The 15,135-nt window shown below is 72.2% G+C and carries 14 protein-coding genes; 6 read left to right on the forward strand and 8 right to left on the reverse strand.

Translation table 11 applies throughout. The features are described from left to right. Positions 1 to 18: 18 nt before the first annotated feature. The 3 genes from AB0J71_RS35840 to AB0J71_RS35850 all read right to left on the reverse strand — a co-directional run bounded on the left by AB0J71_RS35840 (position 19) and on the right by AB0J71_RS35850 (position 2,448). Positions 19 to 579, reverse strand: coding sequence for a hypothetical protein (locus tag AB0J71_RS35840; protein ID WP_352327579.1), 561 nt, complete (start codon positions 577 to 579; stop codon positions 19 to 21). A gap of 154 nt (positions 580 to 733) precedes the next feature. Continuing rightward, positions 734 to 1,675, reverse strand: coding sequence for a zinc-binding dehydrogenase (locus tag AB0J71_RS35845; protein WP_364418351.1), 942 nt, complete (start codon positions 1,673 to 1,675; stop codon positions 734 to 736). 203 nt (positions 1,676 to 1,878) lie between these two features. After that, entirely contained in the window at positions 1,879 to 2,448 is a 570-nt protein-coding gene (locus AB0J71_RS35850) for a TetR/AcrR family transcriptional regulator (protein WP_352327581.1), read from the reverse strand. Positions 2,449 to 2,538: 90 nt separating this feature from the next. Here AB0J71_RS35850 and AB0J71_RS35855 point away from each other — a divergent pair, with 90 nt between their 5' ends. The 4 genes from AB0J71_RS35855 (at position 2,539) to AB0J71_RS35870 (ending at position 6,090) form a co-directional block, all read left to right on the forward strand. Further along, positions 2,539 to 3,942, forward strand: coding sequence for an MFS transporter (locus AB0J71_RS35855; protein ID WP_352327582.1), 1,404 nt, complete (start codon positions 2,539 to 2,541; stop codon positions 3,940 to 3,942). Between the two features lie 65 nt (positions 3,943 to 4,007). After that, positions 4,008 to 4,502, forward strand: a complete 495-nt coding sequence (locus tag AB0J71_RS35860) for an NUDIX domain-containing protein (protein ID WP_352327583.1) — start codon at positions 4,008 to 4,010, stop codon at positions 4,500 to 4,502. A 127-nt stretch (positions 4,503 to 4,629) separates the two neighbouring features. Continuing rightward, positions 4,630 to 5,076 carry a hypothetical protein gene (locus AB0J71_RS35865; RefSeq protein WP_352327584.1) on the forward strand — a complete coding sequence of 149 codons (447 nt, stop codon included), beginning with the start codon at positions 4,630 to 4,632 and terminating at the stop codon, positions 5,074 to 5,076. A gap of 111 nt (positions 5,077 to 5,187) precedes the next feature. After that, on the forward strand, positions 5,188 to 6,090 hold the full coding sequence (locus AB0J71_RS35870; protein WP_364418352.1) for an aminoglycoside phosphotransferase family protein: 903 nt from the start codon (positions 5,188 to 5,190) through the stop codon (positions 6,088 to 6,090). Positions 6,091 to 6,395: 305 nt separating this feature from the next. On the opposite strand, the gene AB0J71_RS35875 is transcribed toward AB0J71_RS35870, so the two are convergent. The 5 genes from AB0J71_RS35875 to AB0J71_RS35895 form a co-directional block, all read right to left on the reverse strand. After that, positions 6,396 to 6,761: a hypothetical protein gene (locus AB0J71_RS35875; protein ID WP_364418354.1), complete on the reverse strand. Its 366-nt coding sequence runs from the start codon at positions 6,759 to 6,761 to the stop codon at positions 6,396 to 6,398. Positions 6,762 to 6,998: 237 nt separating this feature from the next. Further along, positions 6,999 to 7,907, reverse strand: a complete 909-nt coding sequence (locus tag AB0J71_RS35880; protein WP_364418356.1) for an NmrA family NAD(P)-binding protein — start codon at positions 7,905 to 7,907, stop codon at positions 6,999 to 7,001. A 185-nt stretch (positions 7,908 to 8,092) separates the two neighbouring features. Continuing rightward, positions 8,093 to 8,569 (reverse strand): MarR family transcriptional regulator, encoded by a 477-nt coding sequence (locus AB0J71_RS35885; protein WP_364390202.1) that lies wholly within the window; start codon positions 8,567 to 8,569, stop codon positions 8,093 to 8,095. 346 nt (positions 8,570 to 8,915) lie between these two features. Then, positions 8,916 to 10,211 (reverse strand): hypothetical protein, encoded by a 1,296-nt coding sequence (locus tag AB0J71_RS35890; RefSeq protein WP_364390204.1) that lies wholly within the window; start codon positions 10,209 to 10,211, stop codon positions 8,916 to 8,918. A 33-nt stretch (positions 10,212 to 10,244) separates the two neighbouring features. Next, on the reverse strand, positions 10,245 to 10,772 hold the full coding sequence (locus tag AB0J71_RS35895) for a ricin-type beta-trefoil lectin domain protein (protein WP_364418358.1): 528 nt from the start codon (positions 10,770 to 10,772) through the stop codon (positions 10,245 to 10,247). Positions 10,773 to 10,928: 156 nt separating this feature from the next. On the opposite strand from AB0J71_RS35895, the gene AB0J71_RS35900 reads away from it, so the two are divergent. Both AB0J71_RS35900 and AB0J71_RS35905 read left to right on the forward strand, forming a co-directional pair. Further along, the gene (locus tag AB0J71_RS35900) at positions 10,929 to 14,207 is read left to right on the forward strand and encodes a hypothetical protein (protein WP_364418360.1); all 3,279 of its coding nucleotides are present in this window, start codon (positions 10,929 to 10,931) and stop codon (positions 14,205 to 14,207) included. 50 nt (positions 14,208 to 14,257) lie between these two features. Then, positions 14,258 to 15,127, forward strand: coding sequence for an oxidoreductase (locus AB0J71_RS35905; protein ID WP_364418362.1), 870 nt, complete (start codon positions 14,258 to 14,260; stop codon positions 15,125 to 15,127). Positions 15,128 to 15,135 lie beyond the last annotated feature (8 nt).

The raw sequence follows: 15,135 nt of genomic DNA on the forward strand, positions 1-15,135 counted from the left end.
CTGCGCCGTCCGTGGCCGTCACTGCAGCTGGTCGAGCATGTCCGACAGAGCGCTCTTGATCCGCAGAGCCTTCTTGATCTCGTCGGCGGTGACGTACGGGTACTCGCCGTACTCGATGAAGCTCGGGCAGTGGTGCTCGCGGACGAACCTGACGAACGCCTCCGGGTTGGTCTTCCAGTCCTCGGGGAAACCTTCGAGGTTCTCGAAGACCGTGTTCACCCCCGCCCTGGTGAACAGCGCGATGGCGTCTTCGGTGTACTTGTCGAAGTCGGTGTCGAAGATCCCCTGGTACATGAAGCGGGTGTCGTCGTCGAACAGCACCCAGCGCAGGTAGTGCAGCTTCAGGGGGGCCAGCAGGTCGGGATCGTCCTTCAGCGCCTCGGCGAGCGTGTGGCCGTAGCCCCGGATGGCGTCGGCGCGGCCGGGCTTGACCCTGGCGATGACGGTGAATCCGTAGCAGGCGGGGCTGCGCGGGAAGACGGGCCCGTACTTGCCCTGTTCCAGGTGGTCGGTCTCCTTCGGGATGACCATCGCCTGCGGCCTGATCTGCATGGCCGTCCTCTCCATCGTCGTGCTCATGGGAGGAAGGCTGACGCGACCTGACTGACACCAGTGTCCCATAGTGGGGCACCGGGTCCCGTTCTCCCACGCGTACCCCGGGCGTGCACGTTCGTGGCTTGCTGTAACGCATCACCGCCCGCCGCGTCGAACGGGCGCGAATGGCTGATGGCGGCTACGTCATGCGGAGGATGACCTTGCCGGTGGTGCGGCGGGTGGTCAGGGCGGTGAGGGCGGTGGCGGCCTCGTCGAGCGGGTATTCGGCGCCCACCACGGGGTGGACGCGTCCCGAGGCGGCCAGGGCGAGCAGGTCGTGCAGCGGCTCGGCGGCACGGCTGCCGGGAAGGCGCAGGTGGGCGCCCAGCCAGTAGCCGCCGACGGTGATGTTGCGCTCGCTCAGGATCCCGGGGTCAATGGGGGCGGCGTCGATCCCGCCGGAGGTGCCGTAGGCGATCAGGCGGCCGAAGGGGGCCAGCGCATGGGCGGCTGCCTCGAGGACGGGGCCGCCGACGGCGTCGAGGATCACGTCGGCGAGGCCGCCGTCGTTGGCTTCGCGGACGCGCTCGGCGTAGCCGTCGGCGTCGCCGGGGATGGCGGCGTCGGCGCCGAGCCGGCGGACCAGCGCACGTTTGCCGGGGGTGGAGGCGGTGCCGACGACTCGTCCGGCGCCGAACTCCTTGGCCAGCTGGACCGCCAGGTGCCCGACGCCTCCGGCGGCGGCGTTGACGACGACGGTCTCGCCGGGGCGGACCCGCGCGGCGGTACGCAGCAGGTGCCAGGCGGTCAAGCCCTGGGCCAGCAGGGCGAGCGCGGCGCCTGCGGAAAGGTCTTCGGGGATCTCGACCGGATCCGTCACCAGCGCCTTGGTGGCGAAGGCGGCGCCGGCGAAGGCCAGCATGCGGCGACCGTCCGGGGCCCGGCCGACGACCTCACCGCCGGGGATGAACGGCAGTTGCGGCGGCAGGTAGGTGCCGCGCAGACGTTCGGCGTCGGCGAAGTTGAGACCGGCGGCCTCGACGTCAAGGAGGATCTGGCCGGGGCCCGGCGTCGGGTCGGGAAGGTCGGCGGGGGTCAGGACATCGGGTTCGCCAAGGCGTTCCGCAACCATCGCTCTCATGCCGTAGACGCTAGGAGCCGCACGGTCGCGCAGGTAGCGGGCACGATTTGTGGATGAGACGGAATCCATGAAGAGTCTTCATGCATTCTTGCGGCGGCTGACGGTGAGGCGGCGCGTCACTCGGGCGGGGGCCTGCGGGCCGGCACTCGGGGATGTCCGGGGTTCACGCATTGCTCCTTGGGCCGCCGGTTCCGCGGACCGGGTCAGGCGAGCAGCCGGTCCACCAGCCCGTCGAGGTAGTCGGGGGTGAGCGGCCCCGCGCCGAACAGGACGCGCATGTAGATCGGCGCCAGGAGATGGTCCAGCACCTCCAGCACGTCAGGCGGGTTCTCGCCGCGGTCGCGGGCGCGGTCGAGCACCGCCTGCAACTGGCTGGTGCGATCGGCCAGAAGCTCGTCCCGCGCCTGAAGGCCCTGCTGACCCTCGCCGGACAGCGCGAGGGTCAGCCGCACCAGCGCCAGGCCGTCGGGGCCGGTGACCTCGCGGGCCACGTTGGCGGCGTGAGTGCGCAGGTCGCCGGCCAGGCTGCCGGTGTCAGGCATCGGCGACTGCGCGTTGAGCCGGGTCAGCAGCACATCGCTGAGCAGGGCCTGGAGGTTGCCCCACCGGCGGTAGAGGCTGGTGTCGGCCACGCCCGCACGGGCCGCGATGTCGCCGATCGTGAAATGTCCGTAGCCGCGCTCCCTGACCAGCTCGGTGACGGCTTGATGCACTGCCGCGCGGACCCGGGCGCTGCGCCCGCCGGGCCGCTTGGCCCGCCCCTGCTCATCCATGCGTCCCACCTTAACGCAGTTGGGACTTGCGTTAGAGCCCAAGTGGGTCTACGTTAACGCAGTCACCAACTGCTTTTAGGAGAGATGTACGTGAGAGCGTTGCTCACCCTGACCTGCGCAGGTCAGTTCATGGTGCTGCTCGACAACACGATCGTCGGCGCCGCCCTGCCCGACATGCAGCAGCGGCTTCACACCGGGCTGACCGGCCTGCAGTGGATCGTCGACGCCTACGTGCTGCTGGTGGCCATGCTGCTGCTGTCGGGCGGCGTCTTCGCCGACCGGTTCGGCCGCAAGCGGGTGTTCCTGGCCGGGGTGGTGGTGTTCACGGCGGCCTCGGTGGTGTGTGCGCTCGCGCCCTCGCTCGGCTGGCTGATCGCCGGACGGGTGCTGCAAGGCGTCGGCGCCGCGGCGCTGAGCCCAGCCTCACTGGCGCTGCTCGCCGCCGCGTATCCCGGCCCGAAGGAGCGCGTCAGGGCGATCGGGTTGTGGGCCGGGTTCAGCGGCATCGGCCTGGCCGCCGGACCGCTGGCGGGCGGGATCCTGGTGGAGTCCTTCGGCTGGCCCGCCATCTTCCTGGTCAACGTGCCCATCGGGGCGGTCCTGCTGGTGGCCGGGCTGCGCGTGCTGGGGGAGTCCCGCAACGCGGGCGCGCCGCCGATCGACGTCCCTGGCACGGTCCTGTCCGCCGCGGGCGTGGGCGCTGTGACCTACGGCCTGATCGAGGGCGGTTCCCGAGGCTGGACCTCGCCGGTGATCCTCGGCAGCTTCGCCGCCGGACTGGCGCTCCTTGCCGCGTTCATCGTGGTCGAGGGCCGGGTGCCGACGCCGATGCTGCCGCTGCGGCTGTTCCGTCAGCGGCTGTTCACGGTGTCCAACACGGCGATGGTCGTGGTCGGGTTCGCGCTCATGGGGTCGTCGTTCTTCTTCTCCCAGTTCTTCGTGTACGTCCAGGGCACTTCGATCCTCGTCGCCGGGCTGCAGACCCTCCCGGTCTCGCTGACCATGGTGGTCGTCAGCCCGTACGCGGGCCGGCTCGCGGCCAGGTACGGCTTCCGCGTCGTCGCCGGCGTCGGCCTGGCGCTGGCCGGGCTGGGGCTGCTGGCGCTGGGCTTCGTCCACGCCGACACCGGTTACGGGAACGTGTGGTGGCGGCTGGCGGTCGTCGGCATCGGGTTCGCGCTCACCATGTCGCCGCTGACGGGGGCCGCGATCCAGGCGGTCAGCCCGCAGGAGGGCGGCCTGGCCTCGGGCGTCAGCAGCACCACCCGGCAGATCGGCGCGGTGCTCGGCGTGGCGGTGCTCGGTGCGATCGTGCACCTGCGGGAGTCCGGCGGTGCCTCGTTCGAGTCCGGCCTCAACAGCGCCTTCCTCGTGGCGGGTGCCGTGACGCTGGTCTGCGCCGTCTTCACCGGCCTGTGGCTGACCGCGGCCCGGACGCCGAGTGGCGTCCGGACGGACAGTCAGGCGGCCGAGCGGTCAGCGAGCGTCCGCTGACGGCTCGGCCCGGCCGGCTCACGTCCTTGAACGGATTGTCAGTGGCGTCTGCGACCGTGTGCCGCATGGGCGAGCTGGTCGAGCGGGTGGACGAACAGGACCACGTGCTGGCCGTCGTGGAGCGCGCAGAGGCCGTGCGCCGGCGGTGGATGCACCGGATCGCGACGACGATCTGCCGCGATCCGGTGGGGCGGATCCTCGTGCTGCGCCGGGCCGAGGAGCATGTTCGTTTTCCCGGCCACTATGACGTGCTGGTCGGCGGCGGCGTGGGCGCAGGCGAATCGTATGGGGACGCGGCGGTTCGCGAACTGGTCGAGGAACTGGGTGTCGGCGTCCCGGTCCGGTTCTTGTTCAAGTTCCTGTGCCAGGCAGGGGTCAGCCCTGTCTGGTTCGGGGTGCACGAGGCCTTGATCGCCGAGCCGTTGGCCCCGGACCCGTCCGAGATCGGTTGGCACGCCTGGCTCACGGAGCCGGAACTGTGGAAGCTGGTCGACCGAGGGCCCTTCGTCCCAGCTGGACGACATGCCCTGCGCCGATATCTTGGCCACTCTGCTGCATGACGAACAGCCGTCCCCCGGCAGAAAGGCCGGGCGGGCGGTGTGTGGGCCGCGTCTGGAGGGTTGAAAGCGCGTTGCAGGTGGTCTGCCGCTCAATAGTGGTCAAGCCCGCATACAACAGGAGGTTCCGATGAACCGCAGCTTGCGCACCCTGTTCGGCCTGACCGCCACCGCCGCGACCATCGCCCTGACCGTCCCGGCCATGAGCGGCGCCGCGAACGCGTCGACGGCCTCGCCTTCCGACCTCGACAACACCAGCCACGTCCAGGATCTCGCGCAGGCGCGCTCCTTCCTGTTCACCTACACCTTCGACAACCACCTCAAGGTCGCGGGCGGCAACTTCACCGTCGACCACCGCGTCTTCCTGACCGTCAAGTTCAACAACGGCGTCAGCAAGTTCTCCAGGTGGGTGGTCGCGCGCACCCACCCCGTCACCCCCGGCGGCGCCATCTACGTGGAGACGACCATCGCCGCCCCCTGCTACGGCGGCAAGAACGGCTACGCGCAGGCTTATGACGAGGCCACCCGCACCTGGTCGCCGCGTCTGCCGGTGACGATCTGCCAGCGCATCGACTGAGCGGGTGCTGACCGGCCGATGCCCCGGTTTCCCGGACGCGCCAGGTGTGCGCCGCGGCCTCGAGGCACTCGTCGCGCGGCGCGGCCTGCCGCTTGATTACTGTGACGTCCCATGACCGACACCGAGATCGACGTCACCGCCGACCTGGTCCGTGACTTGCTGCAGGAACAACATCCAGACCTCGCCGGGCTGGCCATCCGGGAGGTGGCGGGTGGCTGGGGCAACCAGATGTGGCGTCTCGGGGACGAGTTGGCCGTGCGCATGCAGCGGATGGACCCCACCCCGGAGCTCCAGCTCAAGGAACGGCGGTGGCTACCCGTGCTGGCCCCGCGCCTGCCGCTGCCGGTGCCGACTCCTGTGCGGTTCGGCGAACCGTCCGGGCGCTTCCCCAAGCACTGGACCGTGATGACGTGGGTTCCCGGCGAGCCGCTGGACCACGGCTCGATCAGCAGGGGCGCCCACGCGGCCGACACGCTGGCGGGCTTCCTCAGAGCGCTTCATGTGCGGGCCCCCGCCGAGGCCCCCGCCGGTTCGGACCTCGGCGCTCACCCCAGGAGGTGTACGAGCGGCTTCGAGCGGTTCCTGCAGGCCGTCGCCCCCGACGCCGTCGGCGATGTCGACGCCGTCCGTGACGTGTGGGCCGATGCGGTCGCCGCCCCCGAGTGGGAGGGCCCGCCGGTGTGGGTGCACGGCGATCTCCATCCCGCGAACGTCGTCGTCTCGGACGGGACGCTCTCGGGCATCGTCGACTTCGGTTGCCTGTTCGCCGGCGATCCGGCGTGGGACCTCGCCGCCGCCTGGACGCTGCTCCCCGCGGGCACGGCCGCCCGCTTCTTCGACGCGTACGGACGTGCGGACGAGGCGGCGATCCGGCGCGCCCGCGGGCTGGCCGCCATGAAGAGCCTGTTCCTGCTGCTCATGGGGCAGAACGGAGATCGGGGCCTGCCCGGCGGCAAGCCGAACTGGGGACCCGCGGGCCGGGCGGCACTTGATCGGGTGCTGACGGGCGTGTGAGGCACACTTCCCGCACACGTGGGGCCGCCCGGCGTTCGATCGCCGCAGCCCGGCCTGCGCCGGGGCGATTCCGTCACCGGAAGAGGTGGAGTTCGGCCGTCCGATGAGCGGTCGGCGCCGCACTTGACCGATGCGCCCCTTGCTCAACCGATTTCCCCGCACGCGTCGGCGAGCAGGAGCGGAAGGAGTGGCGCGCCGGCCTGGATCCGAAGATCCAGGCCGTGCGCTGGCTCGCCCGCGAGCACGGCACGCACCCGCTCGCCGCGGGTTGGTTGCGCCTGGTCGCGTGACCGTGCCTGTGGGCGTCAGGTGGCCGGGGTCACGGGGATGCACACGGCGTAGACCGTGTAGGTGCCCGTGGTGCCCGCCGGGTTGTTGAAGGACACCGTCCAGGCGTTCTCGGCGGACGGGAAGGACTCGTACACCTGGACGGTGAGGTTGTTGCCGCCGAGGGGCGTCACCAGTCCGCCGCCCGTGATGACGGTTCCCGCCGGGCAGGTGGCGCTTCCCGTGTTGAGCCCGGGCGTCAGCATGTGCGGGGTCCGGACGATCTGGGTCGGCTGGGTCGGCCCGGGCGGGCCCGGCCGTCCCGGCGGGCAGGCGTGCGGGCAGGGGCCCTTTCCGTCACCGTCGCCGCCGGCCGCCGCGTGGGCCGTCGAGCCGACTCCCATCAGCAGCGCGGCAGCCAGCGCCGGTACGGCAGCACGCCGTAGAAGGGCTGTGCGTCTTATCGTGTCCTCCGTGGACTGTTCGCCTCCTGACGCTCGATGCGCATCACGTGCCAGGAAGAAGGCGTGGGCATGACGAATCCGCCCAGGAGGGCCGTCCAGCGAGAGCGAGCCACTGGGCTGATCAGTACCTCATGGCTCATTCTGGACGCCTGTCACGCATAGTGACGGAATATTTACTCAGGACGTCGGTGCGGTCGCGCGCACGAAGTCCGTCACCGGAGTCGGTGTGATCTGGGGGTACCGGTCGTTGTCGAGGACGGCGAACTTCCCCTTTCCTGTCACCATGCACCACTGGTACTGGAGGGCGACGTAGTCGAACGGGTTCTGGGTTCTGGCGGCCTGGCGTTCGATCTCGGCGCGCAGGTCGTCGGCGGTGCCGAGGTGCCGCAGCTCCAGAGTGCGGCCCGAGCCGCGCTGGACGGCCTCGTGGAACTGCCGCATGGACAGCACGTCACCGGCGAATCGCAGCGTGCCGGTGGCCTGCTGATCCAGGGCGACGGCGGCGGTGTAGGCGGCGGTGTCGGACACCGAGGTCAGGTCGAGCGGCTGATCGGGGTCGCCCCAGTGCGACAGGGTGCCCCGATGCCAGTCGATCAGGCCCATGAAGCCGACCATCACCTCGTAGAACGCGCCGTTGAGCACGGAGACCACCTCAAGGCCGGCGTCGGCGTACTCGGTGGCGGCGCGGCGGCGCCAGTCGGTCATGACGTTGTCGCCGTCGTCGAGTCTGGTCAGGTCGATGGCGAAGTCGGAGGGGATGAACCGGCGGGCGCCGGCCTTCGCGGCGGCGCGCGCCAGGTTGACCTGGCCGTCCACGATCACGTCGGGGCCGCCTTGCACGACCGAGACGACGGTGTCGGCGTCGCCGACGGCCTCGGCCAGCGCCTCGGCCGGGTCGGCGACGTCGCCCTCTGTCACCTCCACGCCGCGCGACCGCAGCGCCGCGAGCGCGGACCGCCTGTTCGCGTCGGCGCCGGGCCGGACCAGGACGCGGACGGCTGCGTTCTGGTCGAGAAGGGAGCTGACGATGTGGCGGCCGAGCAGTCCGGTCGCGCCGGCCACGAAGACCTTCGGGGAAGTGGACACGTTCAACAGCTCCTTTTCGAGATTGAATCGGGGTTTCGCCCAGGCCGGTGACGGCTCTTCGGGCGTCTGGGGGAGTCCGTGCCGGACTCAGGGAAGGAGGGGGCCGGGTCCGGCGCCTCTTGGTGGGCGGATGTCCGCAGCGCAACAGCGAGACTGCCGCACTTCGTCCGGCCCGCGACGCAGGGTCATGCGCCCTTTTTGATCGCCTCCGCGAAGGCGGCGAGACCGTCGGCCAGCTGCTCGATGTCGGACGGTGCCCAGCCCTCCATGAGCGCGGCGACGGCGGTCGTCCGGGCCTTCCAGAGTTCGCGGATGGCGAGCTTGCCCGCCCGCGTGACGCTCACCAGCCTCGCCCGGGCGTCGTCCGGATCGGGCTGACGCTCGATGAACCCGCGCGACTCCAGGCGTTTGGCGGGGGGCGAGAGCGTGGACTTGTCCACCTCCATCAGTTCGGCCAGCACCGACAACCGCACGGGGGCGTGCAGGGAGATCTGCGCGAGCAGCGTGTAGTCGCCCAGCGACAACTCCAGCCCGGAGGCGGCCATGATCCGCCGCCGCGTGGTCGGGGCGAACATCCAGTTGCCCACGGTGGCCAGCGCCGCGGCCACCCGGTCAGTGGCCTCCCGCGCCCGGACGTCGCCGTTCTCCGCCGTTCCTGCCACCCCGACCTCCTCGTGCAATTGGTTGGTTGGCTCAAACCAACCATAGGAGTAAGTGGCGATTCATGCAAGTGCATTCACCGTGCCGATCGAGCCGGGAATCGTGGGGGCGACCGTGCACGACATGGTCAACGGCAGGAAGAGGACATTGCGGCTGGCGGTTGCGCAGGGCACGGTGCCCGCGAACCCCGCCGATCCGGATGCGCTGCGGGCGGGCGGCGCGGAAGTGCGCGGCCTGATGCGGGAGGCGAGCGCGGCCGGGGCGTGGCTGGTGCCGTTCCCGGAGGGGGCCGAGGCGGGCCCGTGCGGACGGTTGGTCCGTTCGGGCCCGCCGGGGAGGGCGCGGAGATCAGGGCGCGAGGTTGCCGAGCGCGACCGAGTAGACGACCCGCTGATCTTCGCCTTCGGTCAGCCCCCACAGCTCGCCCCCGGTGCCCGAGTACCACAGCGACAGGTCCTCCGGCCGGTAGCCCCAGTCCGTACGGGCCGTCATCGTCATGGAGGCCAGGTCCACCGACGCGAAGCGCCTGGAGTACGGGACGTTGACGAACTTGCCGGCGCTCATGTTGACGTAGAGCCGGCCGTCGTGGAGCTGGACGCCCTGGACGTCGCTGATGGCGTGGGTCTCCGCCGTCGTGGGCGTGGTGGACTCCCAGGCCGCCGTCGGGGTCAGGTCGAGCCGGTAGTCGCCGGTCTCGGCCGAGCGGAAGGCGTAGCGCGCGATCCGGGTGCCGTTCAGCGGCTGGGGCTGGCCGTTCAGCCAGGTGGCCCGGTAGTCGCCCACCACGAGGGCCTGCCGGCCGGTGCTCGTCCGGTCCAGCGAGATGTAGTCGAAGTGCAGGTCGGGGCTGACGAAGTTGGCCACCTCCGGCATGACGTACTGGTAGTCGTCGAGCTTGGTCTGATGGCGGTAGATCCGGCGGGTGTCGAACACGCGGATGGCGCTGCGCTTGGCGCTCGGGGCGCCGGTGCCGTCGGGCCAGCCGGGGGTGGTGGCCATGAACAGGTACGGGCCGCTCCAGGCCAGGCCGCCGCCGTGCCCGTAGATCCGGCTCAGGGTCCCGTCCGGACGGACCCAGACCGGCAGGACGGTCCGGTAACGCATGTCGTTCAGGTTCACCACCGACAGCCGCACCGAGTTGGCCAGCGAGTGGGTGGGCGGGTTCTGCCAGGACCAGCTCGTGATCAGCGCGTCCTTCGAGGTGGGCACCGGAGCGGCGTCGTTCCTCGCCTCACCGGAGGTGGCCAGGCCCTGCGGCACCCAGGCCGTCTCGCCCGTCAGGCCCTGCAGCTTGGCGTCCCAGCAGAACGCCCTGCCGACGCCGCCCGTCGTCGGCCCGAAGGACTGCATGCGCGAGGCGCAGGCCGGGTCGCCGGCGGGCGTCGGGAGCGGGGACCGGTCGTCGCCGCTGAGCACCTGGTCCAGGGTGGTCAGCGCGAACGCGTCCTCCATGGGCTGGGTGTACGGTTCGGCCCCGACCGTGAGCGACAGGCCGGTGAGCGCGTCGCCGGTCAGGCGCTTGAGCGGCGCCACCACCTGGGCCGCCGCGGCGGCCTCTGTCACCGCGGACGCGGGGGCCGCGGTGGTGGCGGCCGCCGGCGCGGCGCTCATGACGGCGGCCGTCATCGTCAGCGCGATCAACATCTTTCCCAACGGATCCTCTTCTCGCTGTGATCGTCAGGCGTCGCAGGACGCCTTCTGGGTGGGCCAGGCCCGCCGGCACCACCGGGTGTTCACGCCGGGCCGGGCGTCACGGGCGACGCGGACGTGCAGGGTGCCCGCCTCGTCGTAGAGGGCGGCCTTGCCGTACCGGTAGGCCAGGATCCTGGCGCCGTCGAACGTCCACCATTGCCCGCTGTCGCCCGGCGCGCAGGGGGTCAGGAGGGCGTCCTGCTTCCTGGGCCCCCGAGCGGTCAGGCATCGGCGGTCGTACCTCTCGTGGTCGTTCCGGATCATGAACGTCCCGGGCACCCCTGTGGCCCGGGAGATGTCCTCGACGTGCCAGAGCTGCCACCCGTCCTCGGGCTTGCCCGCCTCCCGGTTGCAGGCCAGGGAGCGGACGTCGGCGCCGTTGTTGGCGTCCAGGCAGTCGCCGGTGCCCGCGTTGACGAACCTGACGACGCCGGTGCCGCCCGCCGCCGGAACGGCGGTTCCGGCGGGCGCCGGCGTGAGCAGCGACAGGGTCAGGGCGACGAGCAGGCGCATGGATCTCCTCGGCTTCTCGGCGGCGTGGCAGGGCCCAGTCTCGGCGTGGCGATCATTGTCCGGAAGCCCGTTTCGCAGCATGGACAAACTTGATCGAATCGGGGTGAAGTCGTATTTGCGCTGGTTTGTGGTTCTCAGGGGACATGGGGGGAGCGCATGGGACGTCGTGAACAGGCCGTGGATCCGATGGACGGCCCGGTCGCCGCTTTCGCGGTCGAGCTGCGCAAGTTACGGGAGCAGGCGGGGTCACCGTCCTACCGGGTGATGGCCGCGCGGGCCCACTTCGCCGCCTCCACGCTGGCGCAGGCCGCCGCCGGGGAGAGGCTGCCGACCCTGCCGGTCACGTTGGCCTACGTCCGCGCCTGTGGCGGCGACGAGCGGGAATGGCGGGTCCGCTGGGAGGAGACCCTGGCCGCCGACCGGGAGCGGGCATCCGTGGCCGCCGCGTGCGAGCGGGCGCCGTACCGGGGGCTGGCCGGCTTCGAGGAGGCCGACCGGGCCTACTTCTTCGGCCGGTCCGCGCTGGTGGAGCGGCTGGCCGGCATGGTGAAGGCGCACCGGATGGTGATGGTGGTCGGCCCGTCGGGCTGCGGCAAGTCCTCGCTGCTGCGCGCCGGGCTGGTGCCGGCGCTGCGGCCGCGCGCGGCGCGCGTCGTCACGCCGGGGGCCCATCCGGTCCTGCCCGCCGCCGCCGCGGGGGAGGTGGTCGTGGTCGACCAGTTCGAGGAGGTGTTCACGCTGTGCGAGGACCCCGCCGAGCGCGGGGCGTTCGTCGACGCGCTGGTGGCCGCCGAGTGCGGGGTCGTGCTCTCCGTACGCGCGGACTTCTTCGGACGGTGCGCCGACCATCCCCGGCTGATCGAGGCCGTCGAGGACGCCACCGTCCTGGTGGGCCCGATGAGCCCGGCCGAGCTGCGCCAGTCGATCGTCAAGCCCGCGGCCACCGCCGGCCTGATCGTGCAGCGCGAGCTGACGGCCCGGATCCTGGAGGAGGTCACCGGGCAGCCCGGCGGCCTGCCGCTGATGTCGCACGCCCTGCTGGAGACCTGGAAACGCCACCACGGCAAGGCGCTGACGCTGGCGGCGTACGAAGCCGCGGGCGGCATCGCGGGCGCGGTCGCCCGCACCTCCGAGGAGCTTTACGCCGGCCTGACCCCGGCCCAGCAGGACAGGCTGCGCCACCTGCTGCTGCGGCTGGTCATGCCCGGCGAGGCGGGCGCGCAGCCCACCCGCCGCCCGGTAAGGCGCTCGGAGCTGCTGACCGGCGACCCCGGCGACCCGGGCCCCCTCCTGCTCGAACGCCTGACCGCCGCCCGCCTCGTCACCCAGGACGGCGACACGGTCAACCTGGCCCACGAGGCCCTGCTGACCGCCTGGCCCCGGCTGCGCGCCTGGGCCGAGGAGGACCGCGAACGCCTGAGAGTGCACCGGCGGCTCACCGAGGCGGCCGCCACGTGGGAGGAGCACGGCCGCGACCCCGGCGCCCTCTACCGGGGGCTGCGCCTTGAGCTGGCCCGCGAACACCTCACGGCCCGGACGCTCACCCCGGCCGAACGCGCCTTCCTGGCCGCCAGCGACGGCGAGCGCAGGAAGGGCAGGCGGCGCACCGCCGTCCTGGCCGTCCTGGCGGTGTTCCTGCTGGTCACGACGTCCCTCATCTGGCAGCGGAGCCTGGTGAACGGCCAGCAGAAGCGGGAGCTGCACGCCCGCGACATCGCCGGGACGGCCGAGACCCTGGCCCTGTCGGAACCGTCCCTGGCCATGCGGCTCAGCCTGGCCGCCTGGAAGCTGGCCGATCTTCCCGAGACCCGCGCGGCCCTGCGCGCGGCGAGCCTCCAGCCGCAGCAGGACGTCTTCGCCGACCAGGACGTCTCCCCGGACACCCGGCGGAGCCTGAGCGCCGACGGCCGCTGGCTGATCAGCGCCACCGCCACCCGGGTCACCCGCTGGGACCTGCGCACCCACCAGCCCCAGGTCACCGACGCGCCGGCCCACTCCGAGGCGGCGCCGCCGCCGTCGCTCGTGTGCAGACCCAGCGAACCGCTGCGCCTGCCCGACCCCGCGACCGGCGTCCTCGCCGCCCCCGCCTGGGCGCCCACCCCGACCGCCGAGCAGTGCCGCGAGGGACGCCTGCGCCTCTCCCCGGACGGACGGACGCTGCTCATGGCCACCCCCGCTCTGGTCAGAGTGTGGGACGTGGCCTCGGGAACGGAGGCCGCCGCACTCAGCGCGCCGGGCGTGCGCGAGATCGGCTTCAGCGCCGACGGCGCCTTCGTCGCGACCGCCGGCGAGGACGAGCTCCAGGTACGCGCCACGAACCACCTCCAAGGAGTGCTCCTGCGGCACCCGCTCCACGGCGACCTGGTCGACGACCTCTGGATCGGCCCCGACGCCGGGGAGATCCGCTACCTGACCGGCCCGACCGTGCAGACCCTGCGCGTCGGCTCGGCCTTCACCCGCGACTGGCGCGAGGAGAGGGCGACCTCCGCCGCCTTCAGCCCGGACGGCGGGAGCCTGCTCGTCACCTACCGCGACCGTGTCGAGCTGCGCGACGCGCGGACCGGAGAAGAGCTGCCCGGTCCGCCCCGGCCCGCCTGCCCGACGCCCTGCTGGATGCAGGCCGCCTTCAGCCCCGACGGCCGGACCCTCGCCTACGGCGACGCCTACGCCGCCTCCTTCACCGCGACGTTGTGGGACCTGGCCGGCCGGCGGATCACCGGCCAGTCGCCGCCCTTCCGTCACGGCGGGCCGCTCGCCTTCGCCCAGAACGGCGAGCTGCTGCTCATCAGCGGCGCCTCGGTCGGGCAGGAGGCGCTCACGAGCTGGAACACGCGCACCGGTGCCGTCACCTCGCCCTCCGGCGTCGCCGGCAGCCGGATCGCCGTCGCGCCGCGGGGAGAACGCCTGCTGACCGACCGGGGCGACGTCGCCTCGCTCCCGCCGCTGCGGCGGGCCGGCGGCGGCTCCGGCCCCGGCCCCGCGGAGGCGCTGGCCTTCAGCCCCGACGGCCGGTTCCTCGCCACCGGCGACACCAGAGGACGAACCGCCCTCTGGGACGGCGACCTGCGCCGCAACCTGGGCACGCTGCCCCCAACCGCCTCGGGAGCCGTGACCGCGCTCGCCTTCTCACCGGACGCCGGCCTGCTCGCCGTCGGCACGGAGGGAGGCGTCGTCCAACTGTGGGACACCGCCGGCCGCCAGCCTGTCGGCCCGCCCCTCGCCACGCCGGGCGGCGCGGTCCTCGCGCTGTCCCTCAGCGGCGACGCGCTGTCGGTGGCGGGCAAACACCTGCCCTTCCAGCGCTACGACCTCAGCACCGCCGGGGCCGCGAGCACCGTCTGCCGGCGGGTCGGCCACGGGCTCGGCCGGGAGGAATGGGCGAGGTACTTCCCGGACTTCCCCTACCAGCCGACCTGCGGGCCGCAGGACCGCTGACCGGCCTGGGAGCGGCTCCGGACGCTGGCTCACCGCTAGAGTGGGTGATCATGACGAGTGGACGATGGGCGTTGGGCGGCGACCTGAGCGTCGCCAGGGTCGGGTACGGCGCGATGAAGCTGACCGGCTGGCCGAAAGGCGACCGTCCCGGCAGGGACACCGCGCTCGCCGTCCTGCGCCGGGCCGTCGAGCTGGGCGTGAACCACATCGACACCTCGCACTACTACGCCCGCGACGGCGTGGCGGCCAACGAGCTGATCCGGGAGGCGCTGCATCCCTACCCGGGCGACCTGGTGATCGTGACGAAGGTGGGCGCGCTGGTCGAGGGCTCCGACCTCGCCCTGCCCGCCGCGGGCAAGACCGGCCTCACCCCCGACGGCCTGCGCCGCGGCGTCGAGGCGAACCTGCGCTCGCTCGGCGTGGACCGCCTCGACGTCGTCAACCTGCGCATGGGCGACCTCGACCGCGCCGGGACGCCGGTCGCCGGTCCGCTGGAGACGTTGCTCGCGCTGCGTGAGGAGGGGCTGATCCGCCATCTCGGCGTCTCGAACGTGACCCCCGCCGAGTTCGCCGAAGCCCGGAAGACCGCGCCGATCGTCTGCGTCCAGAACCTCTACAACCTGGCCAGGCGCGAGGACGACCCGCTGGTGGACGCCTGCGCCGAGGCGGGCATCGCGTATGTGCCGTTCTTCCCGGTCGGTGGGTTCCAGCCGCTCACGGCCCAGCGCCTGGACGCCGTCGCCGCCCGCCACGGCGCGACCGTGCCGCAGGTGGCGTTGGCCTGGCTGCTGGCCCGATCGCCGAACATCCTGCTCATCCCCGGCACCGGCTCCCTCGCCCACCTGGAGGAGAACGTCGCCGCCGCGTCCCTGAAGCTGACCGAGGAGGACCTGGCCGACCTCGCCGGCCAGGTGCACTGACCACGGAG

The organism is Nonomuraea sp. NPDC049637 (genome assembly GCF_040675235.1).
Taxonomy (GTDB): Bacteria; Actinomycetota; Actinomycetes; order Streptosporangiales; family Streptosporangiaceae; genus Nonomuraea.